Origin of the sequence: Niastella populi, from assembly GCF_002078015.1 — a bacterium.
GTDB lineage: Bacteria > Bacteroidota > Bacteroidia > Chitinophagales > Chitinophagaceae > Niastella > Niastella populi.
The window spans coordinates 56,001-72,114 of the sequence record NZ_LWBP01000191.1 but is presented as its reverse complement, the minus strand read 5'-3'; the positions used below and the strand labels follow the sequence as shown (position 1 = coordinate 72,114).

The window sequence follows — 16,114 nt, the reverse complement described above, 5'->3', positions numbered from 1 at the left end:
AATTTCTCCGGTAAATTATAATTATTAAACCCTTCCCATTTCCCTGCCTGCAGCAATCCTTTTGGTGTACCCAGAAATTCCTGCCGCCTTCACACCTGAGGCGGCCTTTACTTATTATTCTATACACATTTCACTGTATTGCAGTCAAACAGAATGTTAAAACGTTTACATCATACCGGTGTTACAAAACAAAATGGCATAAAATTCGTGATTACAATGCCATTGCAGGTACCTGCTGGCAATTATCTATAACCTATAAAAACAAGTGCAGTGAACCGATTTGTGTGGGTGTTGCTGTTATCGGCAACAGTAGCTTGTAGCAAAAAACAAACTCATCTTCCGGCAACCAAAGAAAACCCTTATGCCGGCTATACGGAATATCTTATCCCAGCCAAACAACATTATGCAACAAACAATGTCTACCAGACAATAGACAAAAAAGAACTGCATTTCACGGCCATCTTCGACAGCAGTTGTATATACACCAACAATAATGCGGAAAACGCATATGACATCAATAAACTATACGGCTTCAGCGACTGTGGTTCCCTTCACCACGAGAATAGCGCCCGCGTGGGCTGGCTATGGAATGGGAAAATGATTGAATTGTATGCTTATTGCTATACGAATGGCATTCGCAAAAGCGCGCTGCTTGGAACAACGCTAATTGGCACACCTGCCGAACTGAGCATCAGTATTCAACCCAACCAATACCTGTTCACCTGTAACGGATCAAAAACCACGCTGCAGCGCCATTGCAATTCCAGCAACATTCTCGGCTATAAGTTATATCCATATTTTGGCGGCAACGAAACCGCTCCGCATGATATTCATGTGTTTATAAAAGAATCTTAAGCACACATAATTTCATAATCCGGAAGGTACGAGCCAGGCAAAAAACGTTATTACTAAGGTTTTAAATTAACCCGGCCCGACGATGAATTTACAAGATCGTATACTCAACAGGCTTCGCTTCAAGCAAAGGCCATGAAGATGACCCGGTTACGTCAGATCTTCGCAATAAGCTTAAAAGGTTTCAGATCAAAGATCACGATCTCATTTTTATCGGTCTTGTCGTATTTACAATAGTTATTGATATAATAATGCTTCCCGGTCACTGACCCCTGCATGACATCCTATTCCAATGTGCTTTTATTTTATATAATTACATCCCCAAAGATCCGTTTAGCCATAATTTGCGGGCCTGTCTTATTCCAGGCTTACACACTTATCAGGCAAAATAACACGTTTATTGTCCAAAATAACACACTTATCAAGTGTATCCCTATAAATCTAAAATGTTGTTATAGTTTTATGCCTTAAAATCATAAACCGCGCCGATAGCCAGTTTAATGTTCATAACAACTGAACATCCGAACTATGGCAAATAGTTACATATTGTGCGAAATATAAAAGTGAATATCTGCATGAACCAGGCAGGCAAGAATATGACATTGCAAACCGCATGGCGCTCAATGGGGCAAACATATGCAACGGAAATTAATGCAATGATTGATTTTGGTGAAAAATTCGGATGGGATAACTGGAAGAAAGAAGAACCGGCCGACAACAGAGAAGAACTGGCTCAGGAAGTACTTACACTTTTAAAGAAAGCGAACAGGGAAGGTACCATCTCCACATTCAGAGAAAATTTTCCGCCGGCATATGCGCCTTTTATCAATATCATTCAGGAGCAGGGACAGAATATCGAGAACCTATGTTACATAAGCGATAATAAAATTGCCTTTATTGTAGGTTCTGCTTATGAAAAGAGAAAGGCCTGGTTATTATCGGGTAGCACCATCGTCAGGCTTCGGGATAATATACAGTCCATTGGCAGATCGCCCAAAAACAATATATATGCTATTGTAGAAAACGGCGTAGTAACTACATACAATGGCTGGGACGGACCTAAACTTTACGAATTCAAACTGCCCCCGGTAAACGAGCTATCCATTTCTCAAACAATCCCTTTTAATAACGGCTTATCGGTTTTACTCACCTCTCCGGAAGGCATTTATTTGCTCAATACCCGCGGCTACCAACTCATTCACCCTGTTCCTGACCCCGATGATAAAGAATGGACACCGAATATCCATATGGAACATGCCGCCGTATCGGGCGACAATGCTCTCATTGCAGTGGGCGATCAATCTTCCATACACCGCATACTGAACAGCCAGGGCGAAGAAATTGCCGGCTTCGGTCCGCAATCATCTTATCCGCATTACGCCCTGTTTTCGAAAGACGGGGAACAACTGGTGCTGAATTCATGCCATTTCTATAACGGTGTTACCATTGGCGTTTCTACCACCGGCATAAACGGCCTCACTATTGAATCGCATACCCGCGACGGCCGGTACACGGTAATCGATGAAAACTGCCGGGTGTATGCTGCAGTAGCCACCTCATCGTACTATATTATGGGCGATGTTGGCGGTTATATAAAAGCATATGATGCTACCGGCAAACTGATCTGGCGCTATTTCCTCGGCTCCACCATCACAGGCATGACGATCTCCGATGATGAAACAACCCTATGGGTAGCCGCCTGTTCGGGAATGATCCATCAACTTAAACTCGACCAGGGACAAAGAGACGATCATTCCATCGGCAATGGCAATCACTTTGAAGAGCTGAGGGCCATATTCTGGAAAAACGAACCGCACCCGCTCATCTGGTGATCTTCTCAATAAATAAAAACTTTCCCAATGTTTACACTTCGGGAAAGCTTCATCACAAGTCCCGCACGATCATCTATCTCACTACGATTTTCCGGATATAACTATCGCTTCGGTTTACAATTCTCACCAGACCCACTCCACCCTGACTTACACAAGGCAAATTAACAGCGCCTCTCCGCATAATGCCCACCATGCTGTAAAACAGCACACCAACCGCACACCGTAGTATAAACTTAAAATGAAATAAATGTTATCAATAAGTATGCGGTGTTCATTAATTCAAGTGCGCCCTATTTTCGCGTCGCAAAAGATAGCCGTTAACGTCATGATATCAAATTATGACCGGCTATAGTACCGATCGTTTGTTTTGTTCGTCTATATAAAACCGGTGCACTAAGCCTGGTGACAGCAGCCCCTCCCCGATCATTATATATTCTTTTATATTTAAAAGCGACCCTGCAATGAAGAAATCATTCGTAGCAAGCCTGCTATTGCTATTGGCAATATTTACAGGCAACAGACTAATTGCCCAGACTACCCAGGCCTCCATCGTTGGTGTAATTACCGATGATAACAAAAAACCGGTACAGGGAGCAACGGTACAGTTGTACAACGAATCGACCGGCTTCACTACCGCAACGCTGACCAATGCAAAAGGCGAATACATTTTTAAGGAACTGCCACTGGGCGGCCCCTACACCATCAAAGCTTCATTTGTTGGTTACGGTGAGCAGAAGCGCACTGATTACTTTTTAAACCAGGGCGACCTGTTACGGGTTAACATCATTATGCAGGTTTCTGCAGCCAGCATGAATGAAGTTACGGTTACAGCTACGGGGCAGCGGAAAAAATCGGAAAACTTCGGCGCTGCTACCTCAGTCACCGCCCGTGACATTTCGCGGTTACCGGTAAACGGCCGCAACTTCACATCCCTCATCGACCTGTCGCCCTTAAGCAGCGGCAGCAATCTGTCGGGACAATTAGGCTCTTCTACCAATATAACCATCGACGGTACTTCAGCCAAAAACCCAACCTCCAGCAGCGGTACCAATAACCGGATCGGCGGACCATATGCCATGTCTATGGAGGCCATCCGAGAATTCAAAGTAGTAACCAACCAGTATGACGTTACCTTTGGCCGTAGCGGCGGTGGTACTATCAGCACCGTTACAAAATCAGGTACCAATACTTTTTCAGGGAGCGTATTTATGTTTTCACGGGCCGACTGGTTATCGAGCAAATATGATATGCGCGGAAACCGGCGGTTAAATGATTTCTCTACCAACCAGTATGGATTTTCATTAGGCGGCCCCCTTATCAAAAATAAAGCGCACTTCTTTATTGCCTGGGACCGCCAGGATGACGCCCGGCCTTTACAGATCGCCGATATTCAATCACCAGCCGATGAAAGACGGCTCGGCATCCACACAGATACATTGAACCGCTTCCTCGGTATTGCCAGAAGTAAATACGGCGTCGCCAGTTCGCCTCAAACCGGGTCATTCGATAAGAAAAGACATACCGATGCCGCTTTTGCCCGGGTCGACTGGCAGTTAAATGAAAAAAACCTGCTTACCATCCGTGATAACTATGTAAACGACCGCGCCCCATTGGGCCGCAACGACAATACTTCGATCAACCTGTATGAAGTATATGCAGACGCGCATGCATGGAACAATAGCTTCCTGGCTACTTTACGTACAGTGGTTAATTCCAAACTGACCAACGAACTGAAACTACAGCACCTGTATACTTTTGAAGAAAGCACACCGGGCAGCCAGTTGCCCAAACAAAATATTCCACGGGCAATTGTAGAACGTATCGGCAGCAGAGTGAATGGCTCTAACGTAAACACGAACATTCAATTGGGTGGACAACGCTATTCACCGGAACATTTTTATAACAATGTGTTCCAGTTGGTGAATAACGTTTACTTAAACACCAACAGGTTCAACTTTACATTTGGCACCGATATCCAGTACACGCACATGAACTCTTTGTATGGCAGTGAAATGAACGGGCGGTTTTATTTTACCGGCATGAAGAATTTCGACGAGCTGAGACCTTACCGGTATGCCCGTGAGGTTGCACTCGAAGACGACCCAAGCGTTGACCAAAACATCCTGAATGCCGCATTATATGCGCAAATGAAAACACAATTGATGCCCGGCCTTGATATGACGGCAGGTTTGCGCGCCGATTACACCAACTATTTCAACCGCCCTAATTTCAACCAGGTGGTGTTTGATGAACTGGGATTTGAAACCAACCGCTCTTTAAAAACACTTCAGGTACAACCCCGTATTCAGTTCAACTGGGACATCAACGAAAAACACAGGGATTACGTGCGCTTTGGCGCCGGCATATTTGGCTCCGACATCAACAACTACGCCATGATCAACAACATGGTTTTCGATGGAACGAAAGTGCTTTCCGTAGACATTCAAAGCGACATTCCCACACCTGACTTTCCGGCCTATCGCAATGATCCGTCAACAGCGCCGGGAAAAGACCTGCTCAGCCGCAGCGTTCCTACCATCAATATGAATGGAAAAGACGCACTGATACCCGTAGTGTATAAAGCCAACGCTTCATACAGCCGGTTTATCACCAACAACCTTAAACTCGGCGTTACGTTATACGCTACACTTGCGCGTAATAATTATATGTATGTTGACCGGAACATGGTCGATGAACCCTTCTTCCGCCTGAGCACCGAAGGAAACCGCGGCGTGTATGTTCCCGCCAATAGCATTGCCATAAACGGTACCAGTGATTGGATGAACGGCCGTAAGAGCACTGCTATTGGCCGTGTTCTTGAACTGAACAGCGAAGGCAAAATAAATCAGTATGCATTTGTGTTCGATGGCACCTGGCGCTACTTCAGAGATGGCGAAGTTTCTTTCAGCTATACCTGGAACGATTCAAAAGACAACACTTCGTATAATGGCGATGTAGCCAATACTGCAACCCTGGGACTTATGGTAAATGACGACCCGCGTAACCTGAACAGCATGTCGTACTCCGATGGCCAGTTCCGTCATAAAGTTGTATTCTATGGAACGCTGCCAACATTTTATGGTGTAAGCGTGGGTGTTCGCTATTCAGGTATCGGCGGCACCCGTTACTCGCTGGCGGTAAACGGAAACGTGAATGGCGACTTCGTAGCTTCTAACGATCTGGCTTATGTTTTCGATATAAACGACACCAAAGTGCCTGAAAAATACCGCACCGGTATCACCAACATCCTGAACAATCCCGACGCCAGCAAGAGCGTTAAAAAGTATCTTGAAAAAAGCATGGGCGGTATTGCTGAACGCAACGGCGGCATCAATCGCTTCAATGGCGTTTGGGATGTGCGCATCGCTAAAAAATTCACCTTCCGGAAAAAACAATACGTTGAACTGTCGGCCGATATTTTCAATGTAGAGAACCTGATCAATAAAACCTGGGGCGCCAGCAAAAACCTGGGCAAACAAAATCTCTATACCATTAACTCAACAAATGGTTTCGACCAGGCCACGCAAAACTATAACTATGATGTAGGTGGGAATACCGGTGTTATAACACCCGGCGGCAACCCCTGGCAGATCCAGATCGGCATTCGCTGTGGATTTTAGTTCCGGTCATTATAAGTGAAAGCGTCCCGATTATTTGTCGGGACGCTTTCGCTTAAAGTTTAGCTTTCTGAAAAAAGTAAAAGCACTATTTATGTTTGAACTGGTAAAACAGTCCTAATTGCCAAACCCGGTTCTGAAAATCGTTGTTCCTGTCTTTTGTAACGTCAGTTAACCCAAGATTATAACGGGCATCGATACCTAATCCATTCTTACCTACATAACCTGCACCAAAGCTCCACGAAAAATCGACATTGCTGAAATCATCAACATCCGTTTCCGTATTTCCACTCTCCCATTCAGAAGTTGTTAAAATACCTAACTGCGGGCCGGTTTGTAATCTGAATCCATTGCCAAACATATACTGTCCCAATACCGGAATGTTGATGTAATTCAGTTTTAATTTACCATTGTTGTATTCAGCTCCCTGCGTACTATATACGAGCTCCGGCTGAATGGCAAAAGAACGGGTAAGATGAATATGAGCAAGACCGCCAAGATGGAATCCGGTTTTAGTGTCTGCATCATTATCGGCGGCATCGTTTGCAATGTTCGCAAAGTTTATACCACCTTTAATACCATATTGCACATGTTGCGCGAAGGCGCCTTTGATCAGTAATAACATTACTGCCGAAAAAATAATTCTCTTCATAATGCTGGTTTAATTAAACAATACATACTAACTATTGCAAAGGCAATACCAGCCCCGCATTATGGCGTGCTTACAATTTAATTTATTGAATATTAGAAATTTCGCACTGTAGAATTCCAACCGCTTTTTTCGTTTTTAATCTGTAGCTTGCTTTTATAAATGCAATAAATCATGGAATCGCATATAGTTAAAATAAAAACCGTTCTGCAGGTCACACATGATGTCAAAAGCTTTCGTATTGAAAAACCAAATGGTTATCAATTCGTGGCCGGACAAGCAACGGAGGTAGCCATTAACAAACCCGGCTGGGAAAACGAGCGCCGACCCTTTACTTTTACTTCCCTGAATGACGAACCCACCCTCGAATTCACTATAAAGCGATACATCGGGCATAATAGTGTTACCAACCAATTGCATCTACTGGTTCCCGGCGATGAACTGATATTACATGATGTTTGGGGGGCTATTGAATACAAAGGCCCGGGATATTTTATTGCCGGCGGTGCGGGCATTACACCGTTCATTGCCATCCTGCGTCAACTGCATCGCGATAACCAGCTAGCCGGGAACACCCTGTTCTTCGCCAATAAAACCGCCGCTGATGTTATTTATGAAGAAGAATTTACTTCCATGATGGGAAAAAATGCTGTTTATATTCTTAGCCGCGAACAAAAAGACGGCTATGAAAACGGAACGATCAATGCAGATTATCTGCGTTCTCATGTAACCGATTTTAACAAACATTTTTATGTATGCGGCCCTGATAAAATGGTCGCAGACATAAATGCTTCGCTAACGACCCTGGGGGCGAAACCAGACCTGGTAGTATTTGAAAAATAAAAAAGGTGGTCTCTCTTAAAGAGGGACGCACCTCGATCTGCCATATAATCTGAAAGTGAGCCGCCCCGAAAAGGGCGGCCCACCTTTTCATATCCACCCCTTATTCTTCGCTGCCCTTCTTCTCATAATAAACTCTTTCGCAAATACACCGATCAGCAGCAGGCCAAAAATAAAACCACCAATATGCGCCGCATAAGCCACCCCGCCGGCTTCTTCACCACCCAACGCACCCAGCCCATTTACAACCTGGAACGCAAACCATACGCCCACAGCAATAAATGCCGGCACCGTTATAATTAAAAATAAGATCCAGAGATGGATGCCTTTGCCGGGGAACAATCGAAGATATGCGCCTAATATGCCTGAGATGGCGCCAGACGCACCTAAACTGGGTATTAACATACTTTGTCCAAATACAAGGGTACTGAACACATGGCTTAAGCCCGCCAGCGAACCACACAATAAATAAAAGAAAAGATATTTGAGGTGCCCCAACGCATCTTCTATATTATCGCCAAAGATCCACAGGTACATCATATTACCCGCCAAATGCGCCAACCCGCCATGCATGAACATGGATGTAAACAAAGTGAAAAAAACAGGAATATTGGTAATACCGAGGCCAGGTACGCGGAAAGTTTCTCCATCATACGGGTTTATAGCCACCTTCGATTCGGTTACGATATCGCGCCCGGTAAGTATTTCAGCCGGCACGGCAGAATAGGCAAAAGTAAAATCATCGTTCTGCCCTAACCTTTGCCAGTAAACATATACAAAAATATTAAGCGCTATAAGCAGATAATTGATAAAAGGGAATCTTTTCCTGTCCCGGTTATCATCACCAATAGGAAATACCATCTTTTTTTCTCAAAAATAGGCAAAAGCCATACCTGTTGCCAGGCAATTCATACTTTTTACAACATTATAGTGAATATGTTATAGTTGTATAATAAAGCAAGGACTGGTTTCCATCTGTGCTATAAAGTTTGAATAACAATTGTACAGTTGAGCGTTTACAAACAACCGGTTGTTTTAACCTTTATGCACCGTTGCCACAAAAGCATCGATGGAATTTTCTACCAGCAGTTTTCAAACACGCCATTTGGTATCACTTTAAATTCACCCACTTTTTTTTACACCATCGCCGGTGATTTTTTAAAAGCATTCAAAGATGCCGGTAAACCGATACCCGTTCTCTTACGGAAGCTGACGTTATTTTCATGCAGGAATTTTTTCGATTCCTGAACAAAAAACCATGCATCGTATAATTCAAAATATCAGCCGGGCCGGTTGGAACGATAAAGTTATTGCCATCATGATCAATCAAATAACCCTGAAATCAGCGCCTATCTGCAAGCTATTATTTATGTGCAATAATTTCCCCAGGTTCAATGAAGCTTCCATATCACCAAATATGCTTTCGCTATAGAAAAAGCAGGAAGTTCAGTCTTTGCAGACATCTTACTTCCGGCCTCTTCTTACCACTTCTTTCCAATTATCTTCTACTGCGGGTAGCCATCATTTTGGGTAAGATCAACATTCAGCTCCCGTTCCGATTCCTATCAGGCTGATAAGAACACCAATGCGGTAAAATACAAAGTAGCTACCCAGCTAAGAGATCAGTTGTCACGCGATGCGCATCATTCATCGATCTTACAAAACGAAAATTATTTATCGCAGGCTTTTCCTTACGAGCATACCGAGTTGAAGAAACGCATCCGCACAAGCATCGACACGCTGCCTGAAAAATGCCATCAGTCATTTATGCTTTACCATTACGGAAACATGAGCTATTAAGACATTGCGCAGGAAATGGGCATTTCAGTTAAAACCGTGGAAAAACATATTGGTAAAGCCCTGCAGGTATTGCGCAATGCTGAAAGAAGAAAAACTTATCGGCGTAGCGGTGCTGGTAATAAGTACGCTCGCCGGGTTAAAATAATAACCGTGCCACCCGCCGCCTGGCGAATGACACGGATGCAATCTTAAAAGCGCTGATCTATGAAAAGTAGGTACCGCCGTTGATATCGATATTGGCGCCGGTGATAAAACTGCTTTCATTACCGGCCAGGTAGGCCACAAGGTCAGCCACTTCGCCGGCATTCCCTTCGCGGCGTAATGGCGTTGCATTGGCAACGGCAGTGCGCACTTCCGGTTTGGTGAATGTATCATGGAAGGTAGTGGCGATCATCCCGGGATCTACCGCATTCACCCGGATCCCTTTTGGCCCCAGTTCTTTGGCCATTGCACGCGTGAACGTAGCAATAGCACCCTTCGATGTAGCATATGCCGATGCGCCAAAACCGCCGCCATCTCTTCCGGCCTGCGAAGAAAAATTGATAATACTGCTTCCGGCCGGCATATACGATACTACTTCTTTCGTCATCAGGAACGCCGATTTCACATTCAGGTTAATTACGTGGTCCCAAAACGCCTCGTCCATATCGGTGATGAGCTTACGGCCAACCATACCGCCGGCAACATTGGCTAAAATATGGATCTCATGGCCAAAGGCCTTTTTCGTTTCAGTTACCAGCCGCGCCACTTCTTCCCGGTTGGTGATATCTGCTTTTACTAGAAGCCCTTCCCCGCCGGCCGCTTTTATCAGGGCCAGCGTTTCCTGCGCCAGTTCTTCACTGCTGTTATAATTCACTACCACCTTTGCACCTTCCTGCGCCAGCTTTACCGATACGGCCCTGCCAATGTCTCTTGCTCCGCCGGTTACTATTGCTACTTTTCCTGTAAGTTTCATTATGGATGTTTTTAAGTTTTTATTCAATGTTTTTTTGACGAGGCTATAAAGGTTATACATGCCCAGGCAACAGGCACCATGGCGGCGCCCATTATAAAAAATGAAGTATAACTGGTACGGGTGATCACCGGAACTATCCACGTAGTGATGAGCGTACCCAATACTGCAGCTGTGCCGCCCAAACCGGCTACCGTTCCAACATTCTTTCCATTGAAATAATCGCCGGGTAATGTTTGCAGGTTATTTATCAGAAATTGAAAGCCGAACAGGGTACTGCTGATCAATGCAATGGCCACCGAAATATTATCTTTCAAATGTTCAAGCCAGGCGGCAATGCAGATCAATGAGATCAGCATTAAAACAGACCCAATGGCCATAGCGCGTTTTCTTGCCTTTGCTGCCGGCATACCCCGCCTGATACAATGAGAAGAAAAAAATCCCCCGGCCAGTCCGCCAATGGCGGCAAACAAATACGGCACCCAGGCAAAGGCCCCCACCTGTTTCATATCGAAATGATATTGCTCTTTTAAAAAGGTAGGCAGCCAGGTAACGAATAACCACCATACGGGATCTATAAAAAAACGGGAGCTGATGATGCCCCAGGTATTTTTGAATTGCAGCAACTGTTTCCAGCTATATATTTTTGTTTCGGGAATGGTGTTTGCGGTATTTGTATGGCTTTCCAGAATATGCGCTCGTTCTTCTTTGGTGATCCAGGGATGTTTATCGGGTGTATGCTTATTGATAAGCAGCCAGGGAATAACCCAAAGTATTCCCAAAATGGCAATGGCGGCAAAGGTCACTTTCCAGCCAAATGCCAGATATAGAGAGGCTATTACCGGTGCAGCTACAACGCTTCCCAGCGAAGCGCCTGCGCCAAATATTCCCTGTGCTATGGCGCGCTCTTTTGCCGGAAACCATTCCGCATTGCTCTTGGTTGCGCCGGGCCAGTTGCCCGCCTCACTGATACCCAGTAAGAAACGGAATACGCTGAACGATAAAATACCTTTTGCCAACGCATGCAACGCAATGGAAATACTCCAGCCAATGATCGATATGGTTATTCCCAATCTCGTGCCGATGGCATCCATCAGTTTACCGGTAACGGTTTGCCCAATGGCATAGGCCACCATAAAAAAAGAAGTAATAAATGCCAGTGCGCTTTTGCTATCCGCATCGGCAATTCCAAAATCTTTATAAATGTAGGGCCACATGAAATTGATAGCGCCCCGGTCGATATAATTGATGATGGTGGCCACCCCAATTAAGCTCACAATGTACCAGCGCAACCCCTTTATTTTAAAAGCACTGTCCGGTACCGGTATCTCAGCTATCTGTTCTATGTTTTGTGATACTTTCAAATGACAAGTTTTTGAAATGATCGTTTTTATTAATAATGCGTTACCCGTAGTTTATAGATCACCACTTCCCCATAAGCATCGCATGACTCACCGGCTACTTTTTTATGCCCCTGGCAATTCGATTGTACATATGCGCCGGCTTTAAAATAAGCGCCTGAAAAATGAACAGGGTAAGTTTCAACCAGTACATCGTTGTAATAACTTTTCACCTGTCCGGCTGCTACTTCAAACTTTACGTTGAACTTTGCGCCCAACTCATAATTCTTTGTCAATACTGCGCCATCGGCGCCATTATGATCTATGAACAATTTTTTGCCTTCCAGCCTGAATACGATCACATCATCACCGGCATCGTGAATTTGACCGGCCACAATATGTGGTTTTACATTGGGCAAGTGCGTAATGGCCTGTTCTATTTCCATGATATGCGTTCCCGCATCGGACGACCAGCTGGCGCCGCTTCGGCCATTGTTGGTCATTTCGCGCAATTCACTTCTCGGGTATCCCGAACCGCGGGTTGTGATGCCGCCGCAATTGGCTCTAAACACTACGCCCGTATTTGTTGCATTGTTTTGAAACCAGGGAGCTATTGAATAGGCCGCCAGTTCCGGTTGTTTTATTTCGTCTGATCTGCCATCCTTATTTTTATCAAGCGGTATATTCAGTTTCCAGTTGGTGAGGTCCAGCACATTGGCGGGATAGTTCGCTGCCTGCAGGCTGTCGCCCCTGTACGATGTTGAAATAAAAGCGACCAGTGCGGCCACTAAAAACACCCTGCTCTTTTTTTTCATACCGGTTACTTTACAATGTTTAATTCCCGCAGGAAACTGATGATCGATTTATTCAGTTCTGAATTTTTATCGGCCGGGAATTTGCCATGCTGCCCGCCCGGAATGGTTACAAACTGTGTTTTAACACCTGCTTCCTGTAACTTCTTATGCAGGTCAACCGATTGCTGATATGGCACAACAGGATCAGCGTCTCCGTGCACGATGAAAACCGGCGGATTGTTTTTATTAACAAAGCTGACAGGCGATACAGATCTTATGAACGCTTCGTCTTTAGCTTTGTCACCCAGCCAGCGGGTGGCCGATTTACTGGTGATATGTGAGCCATAAGCCCAATCGTTCACATCGGTGATCCCATATTTATCAATAATAGCGGCCACTTTTATATTTTCCACTCCCTTACAGTTACCATCGAAGCGATGGTCGTTTCCCAGGAGGCCCGCCATCAATGCGAGGTGCCCGCCGGCACTGCCGCCCATGATCACGATTCTATTTACATCTACATTCAATGCCGCCGCATTCCTGACAATATACACCAATGCGCATCTTGCATCTTCCACAGCTGCAGGTGCGGTAGCCTGCGGCGTAAGGCGGTATTCAATATTCGCCACGGCAAAACCTGCTTTGAAAAATGTACTAAAACCGGTCTGCGACTCCTTGGTGCCATGGTTCCAGCCGCCGCCATGAATATTTATTACAATCGGCGCCGGCCCCATATCCTTGGGCGCCAGGTAAAGGTCAAGTTTTTGTTCCCAACCAGGGCCCGAGGTATACACAACATCCAACAGCGCATTATACCCTACAGGATAATTTACTTTCTTTACAGCATCTTCCTGGGTAAACCCGGTCAGGCATGCCAATAGCCCTGCCATTATCAATGACATTTTTTTCATCAGAAAAAGTTTTAATTTATATGCTTAAAAAACGGTGTAAGTTCATTTAAGAAAATCTTCGCGGTGGGGCGAAAACACATCTACCAGCATACCGGCCTCGAGGCATACACAGCCATGGATGATATTTGGCGGTACATAATACCCGTCGCCTTTGCGAATGATCTTCTTTTCATCGCCAATGGTCATTTCAAATACCCCACTTTCTACATATGTCACCTGTGAATGCGGATGCTGATGCAGCGATCCAACACCGCCTTTTTCGAATTTCGCTTTTACCAGCATCACCTTCTCGTCATACCCGTAGATCTGCCGCTGAATGCCATTACCAACATCTTCCCATGGTATCTCCTGTTCAAACTGAAACTCATTGCTCTGTAACATATATGCCTATTTAATGGTAATAAATGATAGTTTGTTGTTGTACTGTAAATTGACTTTGTAGGTTACCTTATTATATGTGAACGTAAAAGCAGTATTATCGGCATCATCGCTCACAAGTTTTATATCTTTTGTCTGCGGTTTAAAACCAACCGTGTACTCCGCCACCGGATTGGTTTTCCCATGGGGTTCGGTAATATTGATAAATGTATGCCCCGCCGCTGCTTTTGTCGTAATGATATATGCTTTCTCATTTCGCAGATTGAAGTCAGGATCATTTGCCCCACAGGTCACAAACGACACGCTGGTGTTGGTATCTGCCAGGAAGGTAGTTGAATAGAAGCGTTTGTTATTGATGAAGGTGATTACGCCATTGGCGGTATTCATTTTGGTTTCGCCGTTCACCCACAAATGCTGATAGCCGTAATTGCCGCCCGCAGGCAGTAGCTGCGTTTTGCTGGCGGTAATGGGAAAATTGCTATCGGTTAAATGGCCCTGGTACCAGAATGGCAGATCGTATTGATGCGGCGCTGCGCTTTTGGCTTTGAACACATCTATCAGCAATGGCATGGCAGCGCCCTGAGGTTTGAACAGAATGGCCGTACGTACCAGTTGCACACCCTCGAAAGCATGATCCTCTTCGGCGCATACTACCTGGTATTGCGATGTTGCATTGAAGTAAACCAGCCGGGGGGCTGATCTGTCACCGGCCTTTTCATTGGCCCTGTACTGCGATTGTTTATCTACCGCTATCGTATTGTGCGCAATGGTTTGTTTACCCCAGGTAGTATTCTCCCTGGTATAGTTACCGCCGTTTTTTGTTTCGATATTTAAAAAACGAACTGCGCCATAATCGCTGAACACTTCGGTATTGTTATCATAGTACAGAATATTCAACCGGTCGAAATGGCCATGGCCCATTCCCTGCGACGCCGCTTTCATCACCACGCATGCCTGGTCGTCATTACTGCCCCATCTTAAAATTCCCAGCCCACCTTCGTTTCCATCGGCGCCATCGCTGATCCACACCGGTTGATAAGCGAACGGTTTTGTTTTTCCCTCGGCAATCGCTTTGGCCACTTTTACCCCGGCATCGCTGACAATCACCCTTTTCTGCTGTTGTGCAATATCGAGCAGGTCATCGGCCGACTGCATATCGCTGTACGCTATATCAACGGCATAAACCAATTCTTCACTTTCATAGGTTTTGTCCTTCATGGCATCGTTTACCGGGAAGAATACTTTATTGGTATAGGTGCATTGCAGGGCGGTGTTCACCGCTTTTTTCAACAAACCGCTGCGATAGTTATAAATGCCCAGTTCGGGCTGATATTGATGTATTGTTTTGGCAAAAAGTATAAAGGGCAGAATTGCATAACGCTGGTAATAGGGTCCTTCGGTATAATACCCATCGGGTGAGAACAACCGGTTCAACTGCGCCAGGAAACCGCTTTTATCATCTTTTTTGCTGCCATGCAAAGCCATATCCACCCATTCCTTTCTGCCACAAACATAACCGGTCATTCCCACTGCGGCAACCGACCATGTGCCATGGTTATGGATCCTGTTGAAAATGTCGCCATTTACCTCCGACAGCTCTTTTACTATGGGTTCAAACAAATTGTCTTCTATTTTTTTTCTTTCATCTGCGTTCAGATAGTCGTAAATACAATCGTATCCCTGTATCACATATACCTGCCATACGCAATCGTTCAGGTTTTGCCAGAACATTTTACCACCCGGCGCGTCCTTGCGCCTGGGATGACGCGGCCAGGTATTATATACAGCTGCATATTGCATCAACAATTCTTTTACATACCGGGCATATCGATCGTCGTTGGTTATTTGCCAGGCTACACCACAGGCCAGTATGTTCTGATAGTTCTTTTTATGTTGTTCATGCGTAACGCCGCCGCCCGCATCATGCGGCATGGGCACATCGATCGTTGCTTTAATTGCTTTGTCTGCATCCTTTTTCAGCTCTTTCCATGACTGCTGCAGCAAAGGATACCTGGCAACCCCATTGCGAACGTTCTCTATGTTCTGCCGGGTAAGCAATATGGAGGGATGCTGTTGCGCCTTTGCGCTTTGCAGCAATCCGGCGATCAACAACCATACTAAACACAATCTCTCTGTTCGTGGCATTCGT

At 45.2% G+C, this 16,114-nt stretch carries 13 protein-coding genes; 4 read left to right on the top strand and 9 right to left on the bottom strand.

Features of this window, described 5'->3' with window-relative positions:
* Positions 1-270 precede the first annotated feature (270 nt).
* Entirely contained in the window at positions 271-855 is a 585-nt protein-coding gene (locus tag A4R26_RS19820) for a hypothetical protein (protein WP_081167132.1), read from the top strand.
* Between the two features lie 152 nt (positions 856-1,007).
* Here A4R26_RS19820 and A4R26_RS35880 read toward each other — a convergent pair whose 3' ends face one another.
* Entirely contained in the window at positions 1,008-1,130 is a 123-nt protein-coding gene (locus A4R26_RS35880; RefSeq protein ID WP_278248436.1) for a hypothetical protein, read from the bottom strand.
* 270 nt (positions 1,131-1,400) lie between these two features.
* Between A4R26_RS35880 and A4R26_RS19815 the strand changes: the two genes are divergently transcribed.
* Together A4R26_RS19815 and A4R26_RS19810 are read left to right on the top strand one after the other, a co-directional pair.
* The gene (locus A4R26_RS19815) at positions 1,401-2,684 is read left to right on the top strand and encodes a YncE family protein (RefSeq protein ID WP_242674964.1); all 1,284 of its coding nucleotides are present in this window, start codon (positions 1,401-1,403) and stop codon (positions 2,682-2,684) included.
* 461 nt (positions 2,685-3,145) lie between these two features.
* Complete coding sequence (locus A4R26_RS19810; RefSeq protein ID WP_081167124.1) at positions 3,146-6,304, top strand: TonB-dependent receptor; 3,159 nt, start codon at positions 3,146-3,148, stop codon at positions 6,302-6,304.
* An 85-nt stretch (positions 6,305-6,389) separates the two neighbouring features.
* Here A4R26_RS19810 and A4R26_RS19805 read toward each other — a convergent pair whose 3' ends face one another.
* Positions 6,390-6,953: a porin family protein gene (locus tag A4R26_RS19805; RefSeq protein WP_081167120.1), complete on the bottom strand. Its 564-nt coding sequence runs from the start codon at positions 6,951-6,953 to the stop codon at positions 6,390-6,392.
* A gap of 171 nt (positions 6,954-7,124) precedes the next feature.
* Between A4R26_RS19805 and A4R26_RS19800 the strand changes: the two genes are divergently transcribed.
* Positions 7,125-7,793, top strand: coding sequence for a ferredoxin reductase domain-containing protein (locus tag A4R26_RS19800; RefSeq protein ID WP_081167116.1), 669 nt, complete (start codon positions 7,125-7,127; stop codon positions 7,791-7,793).
* An 87-nt stretch (positions 7,794-7,880) separates the two neighbouring features.
* On the opposite strand, the gene A4R26_RS19795 is transcribed toward A4R26_RS19800, so the two are convergent.
* The 7 genes from A4R26_RS19795 to A4R26_RS19760 form a co-directional block, all read right to left on the bottom strand.
* Positions 7,881-8,651: a rhomboid family intramembrane serine protease gene (locus tag A4R26_RS19795; protein ID WP_081167113.1), complete on the bottom strand. Its 771-nt coding sequence runs from the start codon at positions 8,649-8,651 to the stop codon at positions 7,881-7,883.
* Positions 8,652-9,792: 1,141 nt separating this feature from the next.
* Positions 9,793-10,545: an SDR family NAD(P)-dependent oxidoreductase gene (locus A4R26_RS19785; RefSeq protein WP_081167102.1), complete on the bottom strand. Its 753-nt coding sequence runs from the start codon at positions 10,543-10,545 to the stop codon at positions 9,793-9,795.
* A 23-nt stretch (positions 10,546-10,568) separates the two neighbouring features.
* On the bottom strand, positions 10,569-11,906 hold the full coding sequence (locus A4R26_RS19780; protein ID WP_081167098.1) for an MFS transporter: 1,338 nt from the start codon (positions 11,904-11,906) through the stop codon (positions 10,569-10,571).
* Between the two features lie 29 nt (positions 11,907-11,935).
* Positions 11,936-12,697 carry a polysaccharide lyase family 7 protein gene (locus A4R26_RS19775; protein ID WP_081167094.1) on the bottom strand — a complete coding sequence of 254 codons (762 nt, stop codon included), beginning with the start codon at positions 12,695-12,697 and terminating at the stop codon, positions 11,936-11,938.
* Positions 12,698-12,702: 5 nt separating this feature from the next.
* Positions 12,703-13,587, bottom strand: coding sequence for an alpha/beta hydrolase (locus A4R26_RS19770; protein WP_081167091.1), 885 nt, complete (start codon positions 13,585-13,587; stop codon positions 12,703-12,705).
* A 42-nt stretch (positions 13,588-13,629) separates the two neighbouring features.
* Entirely contained in the window at positions 13,630-13,968 is a 339-nt protein-coding gene (locus A4R26_RS19765) for a cupin domain-containing protein (RefSeq protein ID WP_081167087.1), read from the bottom strand.
* Between the two features lie 6 nt (positions 13,969-13,974).
* On the bottom strand, positions 13,975-16,110 hold the full coding sequence (locus tag A4R26_RS19760) for a heparinase II/III domain-containing protein (protein WP_081167083.1): 2,136 nt from the start codon (positions 16,108-16,110) through the stop codon (positions 13,975-13,977).
* Positions 16,111-16,114 lie beyond the last annotated feature (4 nt).